The organism is Xanthomonas sp. CFBP 8445, assembly GCF_025666235.1.
Classification (GTDB): Bacteria; Pseudomonadota; Gammaproteobacteria; order Xanthomonadales; family Xanthomonadaceae; genus Xanthomonas_A; species Xanthomonas_A indica.
Window position 1 is genome coordinate 153061 of record NZ_CP102594.1, and the last position, 19966, is coordinate 173026.

11 protein-coding genes are annotated in these 19966 nt (G+C 72.2%); 5 read left to right on the top strand and 6 right to left on the bottom strand.

Going from position 1 to position 19966, the window contains the following annotated elements; translation table 11 throughout:
* Positions 1-71: 71 nt before the first annotated feature.
* Together NUG21_RS00770 and NUG21_RS00775 are read right to left on the bottom strand one after the other, a co-directional pair.
* Positions 72-821: an MlaE family lipid ABC transporter permease subunit gene (locus NUG21_RS00770; protein ID WP_010341089.1), complete on the bottom strand. Its 750-nt coding sequence runs from the start codon at positions 819-821 to the stop codon at positions 72-74.
* A complete protein-coding gene (locus NUG21_RS00775) occupies positions 821-1612 on the bottom strand; it encodes an ABC transporter ATP-binding protein (protein ID WP_184502802.1) in 792 nt (263 codons plus the stop codon). Before NUG21_RS00775 ends, NUG21_RS00770 begins: the two co-directional genes overlap by 1 nt.
* Positions 1613-1897: 285 nt before the next feature.
* Between NUG21_RS00775 and NUG21_RS00780 the strand changes: the two genes are divergently transcribed.
* Positions 1898-2185: a DUF6916 family protein gene (locus tag NUG21_RS00780; RefSeq protein ID WP_019797426.1), complete on the top strand. Its 288-nt coding sequence runs from the start codon at positions 1898-1900 to the stop codon at positions 2183-2185.
* On the opposite strand, the gene NUG21_RS00785 is transcribed toward NUG21_RS00780, so the two are convergent.
* From NUG21_RS00785 to NUG21_RS00800, 4 genes are all read right to left on the bottom strand, one after another.
* Positions 2178-2702, bottom strand: coding sequence for a GNAT family N-acetyltransferase (locus tag NUG21_RS00785; protein WP_263393140.1), 525 nt, complete (start codon positions 2700-2702; stop codon positions 2178-2180). The genes NUG21_RS00780 and NUG21_RS00785 overlap by 8 nt on opposite strands.
* 56 nt (positions 2703-2758) lie before the next feature.
* On the bottom strand, positions 2759-3295 hold the full coding sequence (locus NUG21_RS00790) for a phage tail protein (protein WP_019797428.1): 537 nt from the start codon (positions 3293-3295) through the stop codon (positions 2759-2761).
* A 59-nt stretch (positions 3296-3354) separates the two neighbouring features.
* A complete protein-coding gene (locus NUG21_RS00795; protein ID WP_184502804.1) occupies positions 3355-3882 on the bottom strand; it encodes a phage tail protein in 528 nt (175 codons plus the stop codon).
* A gap of 68 nt (positions 3883-3950) precedes the next feature.
* Positions 3951-4496 (bottom strand): phage tail protein, encoded by a 546-nt coding sequence (locus NUG21_RS00800; RefSeq protein WP_019797430.1) that lies wholly within the window; start codon positions 4494-4496, stop codon positions 3951-3953.
* A gap of 264 nt (positions 4497-4760) precedes the next feature.
* Between NUG21_RS00800 and NUG21_RS00805 the strand changes: the two genes are divergently transcribed.
* From NUG21_RS00805 to recD, 4 genes are all read left to right on the top strand, one after another.
* Positions 4761-9803, top strand: a complete 5043-nt coding sequence (locus NUG21_RS00805) for a putative Ig domain-containing protein (protein WP_263392015.1) — start codon at positions 4761-4763, stop codon at positions 9801-9803.
* A gap of 404 nt (positions 9804-10207) precedes the next feature.
* Positions 10208-13615, top strand: coding sequence for an exodeoxyribonuclease V subunit gamma (gene recC / locus NUG21_RS00810; protein ID WP_263392016.1), 3408 nt, complete (start codon positions 10208-10210; stop codon positions 13613-13615).
* A complete protein-coding gene (gene recB / locus NUG21_RS00815) occupies positions 13612-17436 on the top strand; it encodes an exodeoxyribonuclease V subunit beta (protein ID WP_263392017.1) in 3825 nt (1274 codons plus the stop codon). Before recC ends, recB begins: the two co-directional genes overlap by 4 nt.
* Before the next feature lie 371 nt (positions 17437-17807).
* The gene (recD, locus tag NUG21_RS00820; protein ID WP_263392018.1) at positions 17808-19811 is read left to right on the top strand and encodes an exodeoxyribonuclease V subunit alpha; all 2004 of its coding nucleotides are present in this window, start codon (positions 17808-17810) and stop codon (positions 19809-19811) included.
* Positions 19812-19966: the final 155 nt, after the last annotated feature.

Below are 19966 nucleotides of genomic sequence, written 5' to 3' on the forward strand. Positions count from 1 at the left end.
CGGCGCCAGTGCCGCGACCGGGATGTTGCCGCGGAGCCTGCCGTCGCCGGCTGGCTACGCGTTGGCGCCGCTCAGCGGAACAGCAGCGCCGACATGACGAAATTGAACATCAACACCAGCAGCGAGGCGTTGACCACGGCGCGGGTGGTGGCCACCGAGGTGCCCTCGATGGTCGGCTCGGCGTGGAAGCCGACATAGGCCGCCACCAGCGCCGCGGTGCCGCCGAACACTGCCGACTTCAGCATCGCCACGCCGAAGTCGTCCCAGAAATCCACGCTGCTCGACAGCGCCGACCAGAACGTGCCGCGGTCCAGGCCGAGAGCGCCCACCGCCTCGAAATAGCTGGCGCTGATCGCCAGCGAGCAGAAGATGCCGGTCAGCAGCGGCACGGTCAGCACCGCCGCCCAGAAGCGCGGCGCCACCGCCTTGGCCACCGGGTCGATCGCCATCAGCTCCAGCGCCTTGATCTGGTCGGTGGCGCGCATCAGGCCCAGTTCGGCGGCGATGGAACTGCCGGCGCGGCCGATGAACAGCAGCGCGGTCAGCACCGGCGCCAGTTCGCGGTACAGCGACAGGCCGAGCAGGGTCGACAGCGCATCGGAGGCGCCGTAGGTCTGCAGCGTGCGGTAGCCCTGCAGGGTCAGCACCAGCCCGACGAAGGCGCCGCCCACGGCGATGATCGGCAGCGAGCGCGCGCCGACCTTGTAGATCTCGCGGATCAGCTCGGCCAGCAGGTCGCGGGTCGGCAGCGAGCCGCGCAGCACGGTCAGGAAGAACAGCCCGGCGCGGCCCAGGGAACGGATCGGGGCAACGATGGCCATCAGGCGGCGCTCCGCGCGCGCTGCGGCGCATCGAACGGGATCGGGCCGTCGGGGCGGCCGTGCAGGAACTGCTGCAGCAGCGGATCGCTGCTGGCCTGCAATTCCTGCGGGGTGCCGGCGAAGACCACGCCGCCGTTGGCGATGGCCACGGCCTGGTCGCAGATCGGCAGGGTCTCGTGGACGTGGTGGCTGACGATGATGCTGGTCAGGCCCAGGGTGTGGTTGAGGCGCTGGATCAGGCTCATGATCACGCCGGAGGCGATCGGGTCCAGGCCGGTCAGGGGTTCGTCGTAGATCATCAGCGGCGGATCCAGGGCCAGCGCGCGTGCCAGCGCCACGCGCCGCGCCATGCCGCCGGACAGCTCGCGCGGCCAGGCATCGGCGGCGGCCAGCAGGCCCACCGCGTGCAGCTTCAGCGCCACCAGCCGCTGCAGCACCGGCTCGGGCAGGCGGGTGTGGGCGCGCAACGGCAGCGCCACGTTCTCGGCCACGCTCAGGTCGGTGAGCAGGCCATTGCCCTGCAGCAGCACGCCGATGCTCTTGCGCGTCTCGCGCAGCGCGCGGCTGCCGCGCGGCAGCGGCTGGCCGAACACCTCGAGCGTGCCCGCGGCCGGCACCAGTTCGCCGGTCAGCGCCGCCAGCAGCGTGGACTTGCCGCTGCCGGACGGCCCGAGCACGGCGGTGATGCTGCCGCGCGGCACGCGCAGCGAGACGTCGCGCAGGATCGCGCGGCCGCCGCGGTCGATGCGCACGCCCGACAACTGCACCAGATTGGGTTCGGAAGACGCCATCGCGACCTTTAACGAAAATACAACATAGGATCGATCCGTTCGGCTGAACTTAACCGAACTGGCCCGTGCAGTATTGTGGCACCGCAAGGGCCGGTGTGCGCGCCGGCTTCGCCCTGTTCATGCAACAGCGTGTCATGCCGCAGCGTCTCTGCCCGGCCCGCGATCGCGTCGGGCGCGTCGTCGCCGCATGCCGTGTGGACAAATGCCGGCACGTGCTTGTGCGCTTGGCGACGCCACGCGACGATGCCGGCAGGCGCCCGTGCCGAACCACACCTGGAGTCAAGGATGGAGCTGTTGAGCTTGGAACACTTCGCCGGAAGCGTGAACGAGACGTTCGCGGCGCAGTTGAACGAGGGCGAGGTCGCGTTCGTGCTGGTGGAGGCACGGCCGCTGCCGACGTCCCCCGCGGCGCGGCGCGCCCCGTTCTCGCTGCTGTTCCGCAACGGCTCGGCGTTCCTGTTTCCGCAGCAGACCTACCAGATGCGTCATCCGCGCCTGGGCGAGATCGGCATCTTCCTGGTGCCGGTCGCGCGCGAACGCGACGGCTTCCTGTATCAGGCGGTGTTCAACTGAGGCGCGTCTCCGGCCCCGCGCCGGAGCCGTCCCAGCGCATGGCCAGATGGGTCTGGCCGGCTTCGCCGGCGACGAAGCCGAGGCGCGCGTAAAGCCGCTGCGCCTGGGGGTTGGCATGCAGCACGTGCAGTGTGAGTGCTCGCCCGTCCGCCTTCGCGAGTGCTTGTGCATGTGCGATCAGCGCGCTGCCGATGCCTTGTCCGCGGCAGTCCGGCAGCAGGCTGATATCGACCAGCACGTGCGGATCCGCGCTGCGGTCCAGGTACAGCCGACCCAGCCGCCCGCGCGGGTCTTCCACGATCAGGAAGTCGGCGGAAGGGAAATGCTGCAGATAGTGCGCGTGCTGCAAGGCGAACTGCTGGTCGAGAAAAGCGCGCTTGGCCGGTTCCGGCCACGGCACCGCGGCCAGCTCGTCGTGGCGCGTGCTGGCGTACAGGTCGCGCAGCCAGGGCAGGTCGCCCGCGTGCGCGGCGCGCAGCACCACGCCACGCGTCCGCAGCGCGGCTGGCGCCTCGATGGCCTCGTGCCTGGCGGGAAACGCCGGCACAGGCGCAGCACTGGCCGTGTGGCCGCTCAACTGAAGACGGGGTAGTCCCCGCTGAGCGCGATACAGAAGTTCACCGCCAGATACGGCTGCCGGTTCTCGTGCGCCAGCCCCTTGCCGGTGGGCATCACCATGGTCGGGGAGAACTGCGTGTTCGGCGCGACGGCCAGGAACGGACGTTCGCTGGTGCTGTTCAGTGACGACAGGGCGGCACCGCTGGCAGGGGTGCCGGTCTTCTTGGCCGGATCCGGTTGCGAGAACGCATTGACGCCGTGCTGGTGCATCGGGATCTGCGTGCTTTGCAGGCTGACGCCCGCCGATCCGAAGTTGCTGCCCAGCGTGTGCGCAGTCAGCCCAGGTCCCGGGCCTTGCTGGCAGCCGGCGCGCGCGGTGAAGTTCGGCAACTGGAACGTGCTGCTGCCATTGCCACCGTAGGCCACGCCGAGCAGCGAATACAGCGCGCTGTTCTGCGTGATCGGCAGGACGGCGCCGTTGCACAGCGCCCAGCCATACGGGTTGTAGTCGAAGCCGAACAGCTGGATTTCGCCGAGATAGGGTTCGGTCATGAGCGGATTCCTCCGATGCAGCGGATGCGTGCCGCAGCCATGCCGGCGCGGCGCAGGGATCAGGCCTGTTGCGGGAAGATGCCGGTGGTGGCGATGCAGTACTGCACCGTCAGTGTCGGCATGGTGTTGTCGTGCGGCTGGTTGCCGCCGGCGAACGAGGTGCTTTGCGTGGACATTGCCAGCGTGGTGGTACCGCTGGTGTCGCTGGCATAGAACAAGGCGCCACTCACGGCGGCTGGGAGCAGACCGGCGGGCGCGGTGGCGGTCGCCGCCTCGGTCGTGGCCTGCGCGGTGTGCGTATGTGCCGGCATCTGTAGGTCGGTCAACGTCACCGTCTCGGTGCCGGCCTTTTGGGCAAGCACGTAGTTGCTGAGCCCCGGCCCCTGGCCCTGATGGATGGGCAGGCGACCGCGCAGATCCGGCACCGCGAAGGTGGTGGTGCCATTGCCGCCGTAGACGGTGCCAAGCAGGACGTACAACGGTTCGTACTCGGAGATCTGCAGCAGCGAGCCGTCGCACGCCTGCCAGCCCTGGGGTGTGCGGCCGAAGCCGAACATGCGGATTTCGCCGATGAAAGGGGTGCCCATGAGATGCTTCCTGGTCGATGAGGCGCCACGCGCACGGATGCGCGCTGCGCGCCCGAATGCGGATGCGCCTAGCTGCGCGAGGGGAAGATGCCGGACAGCGCGATGCAGAAATTGATCGTGGTGTACGGTTGTACGTTCGGATGCGGCTGGCTGCCGCCGCTGTTGGCGATGGTGGACTGCGATAGCGGTATCGTCGCGCCGGGCGCCGCATACAACGCATGCGGGGTCCCGGTGGACATGTTGTTGTTCGCGAACAGGCGGCCGGTCGGCGTGCGGTTGTCGCCGTTGACGCTGCTGCAATCCAGCAGGTGGGTATGCGCGGGCAGGTTGTCGCCCACCAGGGTCACCGTCTCCGCGCCGGCGGCCTGGCCCATCGGCAGGGCAGGCGGTTGCCATGCCGGATCGGCCGACGGCCCATAGCCCATCGGCGTGCGCCCGCGCATGTCGGGCAAGCCGAACGTGGTCTTGCCATCGCCGCCGAAGCGGGTGCTGAGCAGGCTGAACAGCGCCTGGTTCTGATTGATCGGCAGCAATTGCCCGTTGCACTGCGCAAAATACTTCGGCGCAAACGCGAAACCGGTCAGCATGATCTGACCGATGAAGAACTCGCTCATGCGGATCTCCCCCCGGAGTTGATGGCACAGACCTCGTGTCTGGTGCGCATCTACTTAATCACGACTTCGGCGACATGCAAGCGACGATTTCGCTGAACCAGACAGACATGACGCATTTGTTGCTTTACGTCGCCGCCGACTTGCTGTTCCAATGGCCGCGCGACGCGCATGGCCGATGCTTGGGGGGCCAATGTTCTGCGGAGTCCGAGGCACCAGGATGGCTGCCAGCGCCCATTGGGGTGGCGCGTTTTAGGGGAATCGAATATGTCTACGAATTGCACCGCGTCGAGCGGTATGCGGCTGACGTTGCGTTGGCTGATGGCGCTGCTGTTGCTGGCGATGTCGCAGGTCTGCCTGGCGGCCGGACCCTACTGCACGACGCCTCAGACCGCGACCGTGAACTCGGGTGGCTCGGTGACTTTCGACGTCAGCAGTTGCGACGGGCCCTCCAATACCGGCATGAGCGACGGCGCGCAGCCGTCGCACGGTAACTACGTCCTCACCGGCCAGCTCGACGCGGCCGGCACCGAGCGAGTGACCTACACCAACAACGGCGACGGCGCGACCTCGGACTCGTTCTACCTGCTGGACGAGGACAACAACCAGGTTGTCTTCAACATCACCGTCAACCCCTCGCGCACCGCCAGCATCGCGGTCTCGCCATCCAGCGCCAACGAGGACAGCGGCACGGCCTTCGTCTACACGGTGACGCTGAGCTCGACCAATAGTTCGGCGACCACGGTGAACCTGACCCGCAGCGGCACGGCCACCAGCGGGACCGACTACACCGGCGCGGTCACCAGCGTGGTGGTGCCGGCCAACGCCAGCTCCGCCAGTTTCAGCGTCACCCCGGTCGCCGATAGCACGGTGGAAGCCGACGAGACGGTGATCTTCCAGGTGGCCAGCGGTAGCGGCTACTCGATCGGCAACCCGTCCAGCGCCACCGCCACCATCGTCAACGACGACTATCCCTCTGCGAGCATTGCGGTGTCGCCGGCCAGCGTGGCCGAGGATGGCAGCGCCAATCTCGTCTACACCGTCACCCTGAGCCAGGCGTCGCCGTCGGCGCTGTCGATCGGTTTCAACGTGGGCGGCACCGCGACCTCGGGCACCGACTACGCCGCGGTCAACTCGCCGCTGGTGATTGCGGCCGGCCAGACCAGCGGCACCATCACCATCGATCCCACTCCCGATACCACGGTGGAGCCGGACGAGACCGTGGTGATCAGCCTCAACGCGGGCAGCGGCTACACCGTGGGCTCGCCGTCCAGTGCCACCGGCACCATCCTCAACGACGACCAGCCGGCGCTATCGATCAACGACGTGTCGCAGAACGAGGGCAATGCCGGCAATACCGCGTTCACCTTCACCGTCTCGCTCAGCCAGCCGGCCGGCAGCGGCGGGGTCAGCTTCGACATCGCCACCGCCAACGGCACCGCGACCGCGGGTACCGACTACATCGCCTCCAGCGTGAACGGGCTGACCATTGCGGCCGGCAGCAGCAGCGCCACCTTCACCGTGCAGGTGGTCGGCGACACGCTCAACGAACCCGACGAGACCTTCTTCGTCAACGTCACAAATGTCAGCGGCGCCACGGTGGCCGACGGGCAGGGCCAGGGGACGATCGTCAACGACGACGCGGCGCCGGCGTTGTCGGTCGGCGACGTCAGCGTCACCGAAGGCAACAGCGGCACCACCACGGCCACGTTCCCCGTCAGCCTCAGCGCCGCCAGCGGCCAGACCGTCACGGTCAATTACGCGACCGCCGACGGCAGCGCCAACGCGGGCAGCGACTATGTCGCCCGCTCCGGCACGCTGACCTTCTCGCCCGGTACCACCGTGCAGAACGTGGCGGTGACCATCAACGGCGACACCACCGTCGAGCCGGACGAAACCTTCACCCTGAACCTGTCCGGCGCCAGCAACGCCTCCATCGCGCGTGCCACCGCGACCGGCACGATCCTCAACGACGATGCGACGGTGACCATCGCGCCGGCCTCGCTGCCGGCGGCGACCGCCGGTAGTGCCTACAGCCAGACCGTGCTCGCCAGCGGCGGCACCGCGCCGTACACCTTCTCGCTCACCGCCGGCGCACTACCGGCTGGCTTGACCCTGAGCAGCGCCGGCGTACTGTCCGGCACGCCCACCGCGAGTGGCAGCTTCAATTTCACCCTGTCCGCGACCGATAGCGGCACGCCCACCAGCGGCAGCCGTGCCTACACGCTGACCGTGGCGGCGCCGACACTGACCCTGCCGGCGACGACCCTGCCCAACGGCACCGCCGGCCAGGCCTACAGCGCGGCGGTCACCCCGGCCAGCGGCGGCATCGCGCCGTATGCCTACACGGTGAGCGCCGGCGCGTTGCCGGCGGGCGTCACCGTCAACGGTGCCAGCGGCGCGCTGAGCGGTACGCCGACCGTGGCCGGCAACTTCAGCTTCACCCTGACCGCGACCGACAGCACCTCCGGCACCGCGGGACAGGCCGCGCGCAGCTACACGCTGGCCATCGTCTCGCCGACCCTGACCGTCGCGCCGTCCACGCTGCCGTCCGGGACTGCGGGCACTGCCTACAGCCAGACGCTGAGCACCAGCGGCGGCACGGCGCCCTACAGCTATGCGCTCAGCTCCGGCGCCCTGCCTGCGGGCCTGAGCCTGAGCGGCGCCGGCGTCCTCTCCGGCACGCCGACCGTGGCCGGCAGCTTCACCTTCGTCATCGGCGTCACCGACGCCGGCGGCTTCGGCGGCTCGCATGCCTATACCCTGGCCATCGCCTCGCCGACCCTGGTCATCACCCCGCCGACCTTGCCGGCGGCGGCGATCGCTGCCAGCTACAGCCAGGCGTTGAGCACCAGCGGCGGCACGGCGCCGTACAGCTATGCGCTCACTGCCGGTGCCCTGCCGAGCGGGATGAGCCTGAGCGCCGGCGGTGTGCTGTCCGGCACGCCGACCACGGCCGGCAATTTCGCGTTCACCGTGCGCGTCACCGACGCCAACGCCTTCACTGCGGCGCAGGCGTTCACGCTGACGGTCGCGTCGCCGACGTTGACCCTGGTGCCCCCGTCGCTGTCGGCCGGCACCGCGGGCACGGCCTACAGCCAGGCGCTCAGCGCCACGGGCGGCACCGCGCCGTACAGCTACAGCATCGCCACCGGCGCCCTGCCGGCCGGCCTGAGCCTGAGCCCCGCCGGCGTGCTCTCCGGCACCCCGACCCAGGCGGGCAGCTTCGTCTTCACCGCGACCGTCACCGACAGCACCGCCGGCGTCCCCGGCCAGGCCAGCCGCAGCTACACGCTGAGCATCGCCGCGCCGACCCTGGCCCCGGGTCAGCCGACCCTGCCTGCCGGCACCGCGGGCACGGCGTACAACCAGACCCTCACCACCAGCGGCGGCACCGCGCCGTACAGCTACAGCGTGGTCACTGGCGCGTTGCCGACCGGCTTGAGCCTGACCACGGCGGGCGTGCTGTCCGGCACGCCGAGCGCCGCCGGCAGTTTCGCCTTCAGCATCAAGGTGAGCGACGCCAACGGCTTCTCGGCCACGCAGGCCTACACCCTCACCATCGCCTCGGCGATGCCGGCGCCGGTGGCGGCGAACGACACCGGCGCCACCCTGGTGGAGACCGCGCTGACCCTGGAAGTGACCGGCAACGACACCGGCAGCATCGACAGCATCGCCGTGGCCACCGCTCCCAGCCACGGCACCGCCACGGTGGATGGCATGCGCCTGGTGTACACGCCGGCGCCCGGCTACGTGGGCGTGGACAGCGTGCACTACATCGCCGTCGGTGCGGGCGGCAGTTCGGCGCCGGCCATCGTCACCATCACCGTCAACGCCCGCCCCATCGCGGCGTCGGCGATGGTGCCGGCGGTGACCGGGCAGGCGCAGACCCTGGACGTCACCCGCAACGCCACCGGCGGCCCGTTCGTGGCCGCTGCCGTGGTCGCGGTGCTGCCGGCCAATGCCGGTACCGCGACGATCACCCGGGCCGCCGCCAAGGCCGCCGGCGTGCCGACCGCGGCAGCGGACGAGGGCCCGGGCTTCATGCTCACCTTCGTGCCGAACCCGGCCTTCTCCGGCAACGCCACGGTGCGTTTCACCCTGTCCAACGCGTACGCGACCTCGGCCGAGGCGGACATCGTGTTCATGATCGCGCCGCGCCCGGATCCGACCCAGGATGCGCAGGTGCGTGGCCTGATCGACGCGCAGGCCGAGTCGACCCGGCGCTTCGCCAAGGCGCAGATCGACAACTTCCAGCGCCGCCTGGAGGCGACCCACCGTGGTGCGCGCGGCTTCGACAACGGCGTGAGCTTCCAGGCCACCTCGCACTGCCGCCAGCGCGATCGCACGCTGCAGAGCGACCGCAACCTCGACGCGCAAGCGTGCGACCCGGCCAACCGCGACCTGCGCGACAACGCCATGGACGGCGGCGCCGACACCGCGTCGGCCGCGCCGCGCGACACCGCCACGGCGGCGGGCGACCTCGGCCTGTGGGTGGGCGGCGCGATCCGCTCCGGCAGCCTGGACCAGCAGTCGCAGCGTGCCGGCGTGGATTTCCAGACCGATGGCCTGAGCGTAGGCGCCGACTACCGCGTGTCCCCGTCCTTCGCGCTGGGTGCGGGCGTGGGCTGGGGCCGCGACGACAGCGATGTCGGCCATGACGGCAGCCGCAGCACGTCCACCGCGTACACGCTGGCGCTGTATGCCAGCTATCACCCGGGCCAGACCCTGTTCTTCGACACCCTGGTCGGCTACCAGCTGCTGTCCTACGACCTGCGTCGCTACGTCACCGACAACGGTGCACTGGCCGAAGGCGACCGCAGCGGCCACCAGTGGATCGCGTCGCTGTCGGCCGGTGCCGACCTGCAGCGCGGCGATTGGCAGATCACCCCGTATGCGCGGGTGGATGCCGCGCGCGCCACGCTCGATGCCTACAGCGAAGCGACGATGGCGCCGTACGCGCTGCGCTACGAGGACATGGACGTGGCCACCACCACCGGCAACCTCGGCCTGCGCCTGGAATGGCGCCGGCAGATGACCTGGGGGCGGTTGACCCCGCAGTTCCGGCTCGAGTACCAGCACGACTTCCAGGGCCGTGGCGACGCCACGCTGGGCTATGCCGACATCGTCGGCGGCACCCTGTACCGCACCGGGCAGAGCGTGTACGACCGCAACCGGCTGATGCTGGGCGTGGGCGTGGTGTTCAGCACCGACCAGGGCCTGTCCACGCGCGTGGAATACCGCGGCGTGACCGACGGCGACAGCGGCAGCGACCAGACCTGGATGTTCAACGTCGAGAAGAAGTACTGATGCTGTCGCCCCTCTTCCGCCGGGAGAGGGGTTGGGGTGAGGGTACGGCGCGAGGCGTCTCGCGATGGTTGGGTGCACCAGGCTGCGCCCGTACCCTCATCCGGCCCTGCGGGCCACCTTCTCCCGGCGGGAGAAGGGAGCAGCTAGCCCCTCTCCGGGAGAGGGGTTGGGGTGAGGGTCCGGCGCGAAGCGTCTCGCGATGGTTGGGCACGCGAGGCTGCGCCCGTCCCCTCATCCGGCCCTGCTGGCCACCTTCTCCCGGCGGGAGAAGGGAGCAGCTAGCCCCTCTCCCCCCGGGAGAGGGGTTGGGGTGAGGGTGCGGCGCGAAGCGACTCGCGATGGTTGGGCACACGAGGCTGTGCCCGAAAGCGCCGCATGCCCGCATCCGGCACAATGCCCGGCACATGCCTGCCCCATCCGCGCCCGATTTCCGGCTGTATCCGTCCAACGCGCTGGATACCCTGGCCGCCCTGCTTGCCGAAGAACTGCGCCGGCCGCCGCCGGAGCAGCCCTTGCTGGCGCCGGAGGTGGTGCTGATCCCGCAGGTGGCGATGCGGCGCTGGCTGCAGTCGACCTTGGCCGCGGTGCACGGGGTGGCGGCGAACCTGGAATTCCTCACCCCCGGCGAGTTCGTCGCGCGCGCGCTGGAGCGCAATCTCGGCGCGGCGGCCGACGACCTGGACATGGCGACCATGCACTGGCGCCTGTACGCGGCGCTGCAGGGCGACCTGGGCAGCGACGCGGCGCTGGCGTCGCTGGCCGGCTATCTGGCCGATGGCGATGCGCTCAAGCCGTGGAGCTTGGCCGGCGAACTGAGCAACGTGTTCGAGAAGTACCAGGCCTGGCGCCGCGACTGGCTGCTGCGCTGGGAAGGCGGCGCCGACCCGGACGATCCGCAGGCGCGGCTTTGGCGGCGCATCGCCAGCGGCCGCGCCTACCGCGCACGCCGCATCGGCCAGTACCTGGACCGCTACGCGCGCCCGGATGGCCCATTGCCGCAAGGCCTGCCGCGGCGCCTGTTCGCCTTCGCCGTGCTCAACATCTCTCCGGATGTGCTGCGCGTGCTGGCCACGCAGGCGCGCGCCGGCACGCTGCACTTCTACCTGCCGACTCCGGCGCAGGGTTACTGGGGCGATCTGCAGACGCTGTGGCAACGCCGCCGCGAGGGCGGGGCGGTGGACCTGTTCGCCGAGCACGTGCAGGAGAACCCGCTGCTGCAGGCCTGGGGCGCGGCCGGGCGCGACTTCATGGCACTGATCGGCGACTACGAGGTGGTGCATCCGCTGGCCGAGATCGCGGTCTACGCCGATCCGCTCGAGTCGGGCCGGCGCGCGCTGGCCGATGGCGGCCTCGGCGACACCCTGCTGCGGCGCATGCAGAGCGACCTGTTCCATCGCCGCGCGCCGGCGCAGCCTGCGCCGCTGGCCGCGGTGGATCCGCACGATCCCAGCCTGCAGGTGCACGCCTGCCACACCCGCCTGCGCGAGCTGCAGGTGCTGCACGACCAACTGCGCGCGCTGCTGGACGACCCGCGCTTCGAGCCGCCGCTGCAGCCGCGCGAGATCGCGGTGCTGTCGCCGGACATCGACCCGTACGTGCCGTACCTGGACGCGGTGTTCGGCGGCCACGGCGGCGACGACGCCTTGCCGTACGCGCTGGCCGACGCCAGCCCGCTGGCCAGCGAACCGCTGGCCGAGGTGTTCCTGGCGCTGCTCGGCTTGCCGATCGCGCGCTTCGGCCTGCACGAGATCCTGGACCTGCTCGCCAGCGCGCCGATCGCCGAGGCCGCCGGTCTCGACGAGGCCGGGCTGGAACGCCTGCGCAGTTGGCTGCATGCCGCCGGCGCGCGCTGGGGCCTGGACGCGGCGCACCGGCAACGCCACCAGGCGCCGGCCGACGACGCCTACACTTGGCGCTTCGCCCTGGACCGGCTGCTGCTCGGCCACGCCAGCGGCGCCGAGGACGACATCGACGGCGTGGCGCCGTGGCCGCAGCTGGAAGGCAGCGCGCTGGCGGCGCTGGACACGTTGCTGCGCCTGCTGCGCGTGCTCGATCGCCACCAGGCCGCGCTGGCCGAGCCGATGCCGCCGGCGCAGTGGCGCGAAGTGCTGCTGGGCCTGCTCGAGGCGCTGCTGCCGCAGAGTCCGTCGGCACCGCGCCAGCAGCGCGCGCTGGAGCGCCTGCGCGCGCTGATCGACCAGTTCGCGCGCGACGCCGCCCGCGCCGACTATGCCGAGGCGGTACCGGCCGAGGTGGTGCGCGCGCACTTCGCCGCGGTGCTGGGCGAATCGGACACGCGCGCGCCGCTGCTCACCGGTGGCATCAGCTTCGGCCGCATGGTGCCGATGCGGCTGCTGCCGTTCCGGGTGATCTGCCTGCTGGGCATGAACGATGGCGATTTCCCGCGCCGCGATCCGGCCGCCGGGCTCAACCGCCTCACCGCCGAACTGGGCACCACGCGCCGCCGCCACGGCGACCGCTCGACGCGCGAGGACGACCGCTTCCTGTTCCTGCAGCTGTTCGCCTCGGCGCAGGAAGTGTTCTACCTGAGCTACCTGGGCGCCGACGCGCGCGACGGCAGCGTGCGCGAGCCCTCGCCGCTGGTCGGCGAACTGCTGGCCTGCGCTGCCCAGTACCATGCCGACCCGGCCGCGGCCGCGGCCCTGGTGGTGCGGCATCCGTTGCAGCCGTTCGCCGCCGCCGCGTTCGGCGCCACCGGTGCCGAGGATGCCGACCCGCGCCGTTTCAGCTACCGCCGGCAGTGGCGGCCGGCGGTGGACAGCCTGGTCGGCCAGCGCCAGCCGCTGGCGGCCTGGATCGACGCGCTGCCGGCCGCCGCCGACGATGCGCTGCCGGCGCAGTTGTCCATCGACGACCTGCGGCGGCTGCTGGTCGATCCGGCCGGGCAGTTCCTGCGCCAGCGCCTGGGCCTGCGCCTGCCCGATCCGGCGCAGGCCGACAGCGACCTGGAGCCGCTGCTGGCGCCCAGCCGCGGACTCGATCAGTACGGCCTGCAGCAGCAGGTGTTCGAAGCGGTGCTGCGCGAGGACACCGAGGCGCTGTACGAACGCCTGCGCGCCCGCGCGCTGCTGCCGTCCGGGCCATTGGGCCGGCGCCAGCTCGACGAGCGCGTGCGCCAACTGCGCCCGTACGCCGAGGCGTTCCGGCAATGGCGCGGCAACGACGACCCGCCGCTGGCGCCGCGGCTGCAGGTGGACCTCGACGGCACCGCACTGCACGGCCGCCTGCCGGGTTGGTATGCGCCCGGCGTGGCGCGTGTGCAGGTGGGCGCCTTGAGCGGGCGCAGCGCGATCCGCCACGGCCTGGAGTGGCTGCTGCTGCGCGCCTCCGGCGAACGCGCCCCCTACGTGCGGTTCTTCGACCACGACGACAGCCTCGGCCCGCATCCGATGGACCGCGAACCGCTGCCCGCCATCCAGGCGCAGCAGGCGCTGGGCGCGCTGCTGCAGCTGTACCGGCATGGCCGGCAGGCGCCGCTGGCGTTCGCGCCGTACAGCAGCTGGAAGTACTACCAGGCCGCGCGCGCCGGCGATCTCGACAAGGCGATCAAGGACGCCGCCGCGCAATGGCAGGCCAGCTTCGGCTGGAGCGAGGCGGACAGCCCGGAACTGCGCCTGGTCGGCCGCGGCCGCGACCCGTTCGCCGATGCGCAGCGCTTCGCCGACTTCGCCGCCACCAGCCAGCGCGTGTTCGGCCTGCTCGAACAGGGCGACGCCGGCCCCGCGCTCGATCCCGACCGGCTGAGCGACAGCTGGCAGCGCTGGCGCGGCACCCAGGAGGACGCCGAATGAGCGCCGCACCCGACCGCGACCCCTACCTGCAGTTGCCGCTGCACGGCGTGCGCCTGATCGAGGCCAGCGCCGGCACCGGCAAGACCTTCACCCTGGCCACCCTGTTCACCCGCCTGGTGGTCGAACGCGGCCTGCGCCTGGGCCAACTCCTCGCCGTCACCTTCACCGAGGCCGCCACCCAGGAACTGCGCCGCCGCATCCGCGAGCGCCTGGCGCTGGCGGCCAGCCTGGTACCGGACTCTGCCCCGGACCTCGTAGGAGCGGCTTCAGCCGCGACCGAGAACGCGGACACCACGTCGCAGCCACAACTCGATGCCCCCGACGTCGCCCTCACCCGCGCCATCCTGACCGCGCACCTGGCCGCCAACACCGAAACCCCCACCGCCCTGCGCCGCCGCCTGCAGCAGGCCGCCGAGGACATCGACCTCGCCGCCATCTTCACCATCCACGGCTTCTGCGCGCGCGTGCTGCGCGAGCATGCGCTGGAAAGCGGCCAGGCCTTCGCCGCACCGCAACTGCTCACCGACGACCGCGAACTGCTGCGCGACGTCGCCGCCGACCTGTGGCGGCAACGCGCCGCCGATCCGGCGATGGCCGAGGACCTGGTGGCGCTGTGGCCGGGTGGGCCGGACGGCATGGCCCTCGATCTGCGCGAACTGGTGCGGCATCCGACCCTGCTGCCGGCCGCGCCGGTCTTCGCCGCCGAAGACGGCGACGTGCTGCAGCAGGCCGCGCAGCGCGCCGGGGCGGCGCTGGCCGAGGCGTTCCGCACCCACGGCACCGCCTGTTTCGAGGCGATCGCCGCGGCGATGGAGGCCGGCGTGCTGAGCAAGGTCAGCTACAAGCCCGACTGGCTGACCGCGCTGTGGCACTGGCTGGACGCCTTCGCCGCGGCGCCGGCGGCGGACGCGCCGCCGCACCCGAAGCTGGTCAAGCTCACCGCCGCCGAACTGGCCGCCGGCACCAACAAGAAGCACGCCGAGCGCACCCCGGCCTCGCCGCTGAGCCACGCCATCGACGGCTACCTGGCCGCATTGGCGCAACTGGCGCAGTGGCGCACGCAACGCCGCATCTGCCTGTTGCATGCGCTGCGCGCCGACGCGGCGGAGCGGCTGGCCTATCTCAAGCGCCAGCGCCGCGTGCAGACCTATGACGACCTGGTCGAAGGCGTGGCGCGCGCGCTGGAAGGCCCGCACGGCGCCGCCCTGGCGCAGCGGCTGCGCGCGCAGTACGCGGTGGCCTTGGTCGACGAGTTCCAGGACACCGACGATCGCCAGTGGACGATCTTCCGCAAGGTGTTCGCGCCGGAGACGACCAGCTCCGCCGTGGCGCAGGGCGATGCGGCGATCGCGCCCTCGCTGTCCACAGCGGACGACCCGCCGCCGCTGCTCGCCCTGATCGGCGACCCCAAGCAGGCCATCTACGGCTTCCGCGGCGGCGACGTGCGCACCTACCTGGCGGCCGCCGCGCGCGCCGAACGCGCGCCGCCGCTGGCGCACAACTTCCGCTCGCGCCCCGCACTGCTGGCGGCGATCGACGCGCTGTACGCGCAGGCCGGCTACGCCGACGCCTTCCTCACCGACGGCATCGCCTTCCACCCGGTGCAGCCGGGCAGCAAGCGCGTCGATGCCGACCTGCAGCGCAATGGCGTGCCGGCCCCGGCGCTGACCGTATGGCGCGCGCCGGAACCGCCGCCGCCGGCCACCGCCAAGGCGCCCGGAAAACCCAAGCCCTGGAGCGCCGGCCGCGCCCGCGAGCTGTGCACCGCCGCCTGCGTGGCGGCGATCCGCGGCTGGCTGGCCGAGGCGCGCGACGGCACCGCCACGTTGCTCGGCCGCCCTGTGCAGGCTGGCGACATCGCCGTGCTGGTGCGCAGCCACGGCGAGGCCACGCGCATCCAGCAGGCGCTGGCCGCCGCCGGCATTCCCGCGGTCGCCGCCGGCCGCCGCAGCCTGTTCGCCACGGACGAGGCGCTGGAACTGCTGGCCCTGCTGCAGGCGCTGCTCGACCCCGGCGACGACGGCCGCCTGCGCGCCGCACTGGCCACCGTGCTGATCGGCGAGGACGCCGCGGCCATCGCCGCACTCGACCACGACGGCGAGCGTCATCGCCGCTGGCAGCAACAGGCGCTGGACTGGCGCGAGCGCTGGCAGCGCGGCGGACCGCTGGCCCTGATCGGCGACCTCGGCGCCGCGCACGGGCAGCGCCTGCTGGCCCTGGTCGACGGCGAGCGCCGCCTCACCAACTACCTGCAGCTGGCCGAACTGCTGCAGGAAGCCGACACCCGCGCACTCGGCCCGCACGGCCTGGTCGACTGGCTGGCGCGGCGCATCGCCAATGCCGACGACAGCGACGAGGCGCAGCAGCTGCGGCTGGAGTCGGACGCGCGCCGCGTGCAGATCGTCACCCTGCACAAGAGCAAGGGCCTGGAGTATCCGCTGGTGTTCCTGCCGTACGCCGGCATCGGCCGCAGTGAGCGCAGCCCCGGGCGGCACTGCGTGGTGCCGGCGCCGCAGGGCGGGCGCCAGTTGCAGTGGAACACCGGCCGCAGCGGCGGCGCATCCGATCCGGCCTGGGAGACGGCCGAAGCCGCATGGAAACAGGAACAGCGCGCCGAGGACGCGCGCCTGCTCTACGTCGGCCTGACCCGCGCCGAGCACGCGCTGTGGATCGCCACCGGCGCCTTCCCGCAGCACGAGCGCACCGCGCTGGCGCCGATGCTGCGCGACCTCGACGCCCTGCAAGCCGCCGCCGCGCCAGGCGCCATCGCCCTCGACAGCACCCCGCCGCCGGCGCAGTTGCCGCGGCTGCCGCCCGAGCCGGCGCCGCCGGTGCCGCCGGCGCGCGTGCCGCAGCGGCGCGTGCTGCCGGAGTGGTGGGTGTACAGCTTCACCCAGCTGGCCAATGCCGACGCCGGCAGCGACCCGATGGCCAGCGCCACCGTGCCCAGCAGCGGCGGCAGCGACGAACCCGCGGCCAGCGAGCCGGTCAGCGCCGCGGTAGAGGTGGACATGGTCGACCGCCGCTTCGTCGGCAACCGCTTCGGCGTGGCCATGCACGACGTGTTCGAGCGCTGCGACTTCGCCGCCTGGCGCGACTGGCGCCCGGGCCAGCCGGCCCCGGCCGGGCAGGACGTGGCCATCATCCAAGCCTTGCACAGCGGTGGCTACCAAGAAGACGAAGTGGCCGACGGCACCGCGGTGCTCACCGCCTTGGTCGGCCACACCCTCACCGTGGCGTTGCCCGAAGGCACCTGCCTGGCAGCGGTGCCGGAGGAGCAGCGGCGCAACGAAATGGAGTTCCACTTCGCCATGCGCCCGACCCGGGTCGACGCGCTGCTGGCGCTGCTGCACCGCTTCGGCGTGGCCGGCGAGCGCCAGGCGTTCGGCGCGCGGCAGCGCCTGGAGGGGCTGATGACAGGCCTGATCGACCTCACCTACCACCACGACGGCCGCTGGTACGTGCTCGACTACAAGTCCAACCGCCTGCCGGCCTACGACCCCGATGCCTTGGCGCGGGCGATGGCGCACAGCGAATACACCCTGCAGGCACTGATCTACACCGTGGCGCTGCACCGCTGGCTGCGCTTCCGCCTGGGCGAGGGCTACGACTACGCCCGCGACTTCGGCGGCGTGCGCTACCTGTTCTGCCGCGGCCTCGACGCCGCCCGCGACCCGTCGCCGGGCGTGTACGCCTGGCGCTTCGACCCGCACCTGATCGAAGGCGTCGACGCCCTCTTCGCCGGCGCCCCGCCTGAGCCCCTCTCCCCGCGGCAGAGGGGTTGGGGTGAGGGTCCGTCCGCCCACGGAGCCACCCCGTGAGCCACCCCACCCACCTCCCGGCCTCCCTCCGCCGCGCCGGCACCCCGCGCACGCTCAAGCCCCTCTCCCCGCGAGAGAGGGGTTGGGGTGAGGGTACGTCCGCCCACGGAGCCCCCACCCCGTGAGCCACCCCACCCACCTCATGGCCGCCCGCCACCGCATCGTCGCCCCGCGCACGCTCAAGCCCCTCTCCCCCCGGGAGAGGGGTTGGGGTGAGGGTCCGTCCGCTCACGGAGCCCCCACCCCGTGAGCCAACCCACCCACCTCCTGGCCGCCCGCCACCGCACCGTCGCCCCGCGCACGCTCAAGCCCCTCTCCCCGCGGGAGAGGGGTTGGGGTGAGGGTGCGTCCGCCCACGGAGTCTCCATCCCGTGAGCCAACCCACCAACCTCCTCGCCACCCTCTACCGCACCGGCACCCTGCGCACGCTGGACCATGCCTTCGCGCACAGCCTGGCCCGCCTCGACCCGGACACGCCCGACCTGGTCCTGGCCGGCGCCGCCCTGGCCTCGCTGGCGGTCGCCAGCGGCCACGCCGGCCTCGACCCGGCACGCGCCAGCCTCCTGCTCGACAGCCGCGATGCCGCTCCGCCCGCGCTGCCCACCGCGGACGACTGGACCCGCGCCCTGGCCGCCTCGCGCTGGGTCGCACAACCCGCTGCCGAAGACCCCGCCAGCCCCGACTGCCCACTCGTACTGGAACACGGCCTGCTGTACCTGCGCCGCTACCGCGAGTACGAGCGACGCCTGGCCCTGGGCCTGCGCCGCCTCGCCGTGCAGCCGCTGCCGCACAGCGACCTCGCCGCCCTCGCACCCCTGTTCGCCCAGCTTTTCCCTCTCCCCCCGGGAGAGGGTGCCCGAAGGGCGGGTGAGGGTCCGACCGCCAACGATCCATCGGACCGCCAAGCCCAAGCCGCCGCGCTCGCCTTGCGCCGCGCATTGCTGCTGGTCACCGGCGGCCCCGGCACCGGCAAGACCACCACCATCGCCCGCCTGCTGCTGCTGCGCGTGGCCCAGGCCCGCGCCGCCGGCCTGCCGCCGCCGCGCATCGCCCTGGCCGCGCCCACCGGCCGCGCCGCCGAGCGCATGGCCGAGAGCCTGCGCGCCGCGGTGGCGCGCGCGCTTGCCGACGGCGTCGATCCGGCCCTGGCCGAGGCGCTGCCGGCCGGCGCCAGCACCCTGCATCGCCTGCTCGGCGTCATCCCCGACCTGCCGCGCTTCCGCCACGACGCCGACAACCCGCTGCCGTTCGACCTGATCGTGATCGACGAAGCCTCCATGGTCGACCTGCCGCTGATGTGCAAGCTGGTCGACGCCGTCGCCGACGGCGCGCAACTGATCCTGCTCGGCGACGCCGACCAGTTGCCCTCGGTGGAAGCCGGCGACGTGCTCGCCGCGATCCTGCAGGCCGCCGGCCCCGGCGACGCGCTGCAGGCCGACGACGCGCAAGCGCTGCAGCCGCTGCTCGGCCACGGCGCGGTCGCGGACGACCACGGTGGCCTGGCCGGCCACCGCGTGCACCTGCTGCGCGGCTACCGCCAGGCCCAGGACTTCGCCCTGGCGCCACTGGCCGACGCGGTCCGCAGCGGCGATGCCGACGGCGCCCTGCGCCTGCTGCGCGACGGCCAGCTCGCCGGCGTGCACTTCCACGACGGCGTCGACGACGCGCTCGCCGCCGGCGGCGACGCCCTGCTCGCGCACTGGCGCGCCCTCGGCGCCACCGACGACCCGGCCGAGGCCCTGCGCGCCGCCGCGCGCCTGCGCCTGCTCACCGCCGTGCGCGCCGGCCCGCAGGGCGCGCGCGGGCTCAACGCGCGCATCGAACAACTGCTGGCCGAGACCGCCAGCGGCGCGCGCCGCCTCGGCGCCGCCGCGCCCTGGTTCCACGGCCGCCTGCTGCTCATCACCGAGAACAGTTACCGCCACGGCCTGTTCAATGGCGACGTCGGCATTTGCTTGCGCGACGCGCAGGGCACCCTGGTCGCCTGGTTCGACGGCGCCGGCGACGGCCAGGTCCGCGGCTTCCACCCGGCCGCGCTACCCGCGCACGAGAGCGCCTTCGCCATGACCGTGCACAAGGCCCAGGGCAGCGAATTCGAGGAGGTGTGGTTGCAATTGCCGGCCCGCGACGCCCGCGTGCTCAGCCGCGAACTGGTCTACACCGGCATCACCCGCGCCCGCCGCGCGCTGCACATCGCCGCCAGCGAAGCGGTGCTGCGCGCCGCGCTGGCCCGGCATGCGGCGCGGATCTCGGGGCTGGCGTGGCGGTTGGGTGGGGCGGAGCCGAGTGGCGATCCGCCACCACCGCCACGGCCACCACCGCCAACGCCGCCAGCGAAGGATGAGCCGGTCCCCAGCCAGGGCTCGTTGTTCTGATGTCCGCGGGCGCGTTGCATCGCGCGCCCGTTCCGCCTGCAGCAGACGTCATGGGAAACGTCCGCTTCTCCGCAAGGAAGGCGCGTGCGGTGGGACCTGTGCGCCGTGCCAAACAGGAGCCGGCACCGAAGCGCACAGGCGAACGATGCCGAGCC